This window comes from Mesorhizobium sp. M4A.F.Ca.ET.020.02.1.1 (assembly GCF_004022645.1).
Lineage (GTDB): Bacteria > Pseudomonadota > Alphaproteobacteria > Rhizobiales > Rhizobiaceae > Mesorhizobium.
Genome location: NZ_RZOI01001203.1, coordinates 1 through 964, shown reverse-complemented (window position 1 = coordinate 964; position 964 = coordinate 1). Strand labels below are relative to the sequence as shown.

Here is a 964-nt window from a genome sequence, read left to right as displayed (position 1 = left end):
CGGCCCCTTCTTGGCGCGCAGCGCGATCGCGATGGTGGCGGGATCGACGTGGATGCCGTCGGCAATGATGCCGGCGGACAGGCCGCCTGTGGCGATGGCGGCACCGGCCAGTCCCGGCTCGCGGTTGCCGATCTGGCTCATGGCGTTGAACAGATGCGTCACCACCGTTGCGCCGGCGGCCGCGAAAGCGCTCGCCGTGACATAGGTGGTGTCGGAATGGCCGAGGCTGACGATGAGGCCGGCTTTTGCCAGGGCCGTGACGCGCGCCGGCTCGACGGATTCGGGCGCGACCGTGGTCAGCAGGACCGGGAGCTCCTTGCGCGCGGCGATCAGCGCGGCCTGGTCCGCTTCCGTCATCGGCCGGATCAGCGCCGGGTCATGCGCGCCCTTGCGGGCGACCGACAGATGCGGGCCTTCGAGATGCAGGCCGAGAAAGCCCGGCACCTCCTGGCGCGCCGCCGCGGCCCCTGCCGCGACAGCCGCCGCCGTGATCGCGGGCGTGTCGGTGATCAGCGTCGGCAAAAGCGCCGTGGTGCCGAAGGGTGCATGCGCCCGGCAGATGGTCTCGATCGAGGCGACGTCGGGATGGTCGTTGAGCATGACGCCGCCGCCGCCATTGACCTGCAGATCGACGAAGCCTGGCGCAAGCAGGCCGCCGCCGGTCTCGATGCTGGCGACGCCGGACGGAAGGGCGCCGGCGGGGAGGATGGCCTCGACATGGCCGCCGCTCACGACGAGGGCGGCATTGTCGTGCCAGTCGGCGCCGTCGAAGATGCGGGCGCCAGTGAGGGCAAAACGGTCGCTCATACGGTTTCCGTCACCTTGCGCAGATTGCGCGGCGTATCGGGATCGAGGCCGCGGTGCCGGGCAAAGGCCTCGACGAAGCCATAGAAGGACACGATCAGTGTCAGCGGATCCGTGAGCGGATGACCGGTCGCCACATGGGGCAGGGCCAGTGCCTTGT

Annotated in this window: 1 protein-coding gene and 1 pseudogene; both read right to left on the bottom strand. The window is 70.1% G+C overall.

The genetic code is table 11. The features are described from left to right. Positions 1–807 (bottom strand): N-acetylglucosamine-6-phosphate deacetylase (locus EN742_RS36075; RefSeq protein ID WP_148670572.1); only part of this gene is annotated, 807 nt, incomplete at its 3' end. After that, positions 804–964 (bottom strand): annotated as a pseudogene (locus EN742_RS39880) (aminotransferase); the annotation flags it as partial. The gene EN742_RS36075 and the pseudogene EN742_RS39880, both read right to left, overlap by 4 nt.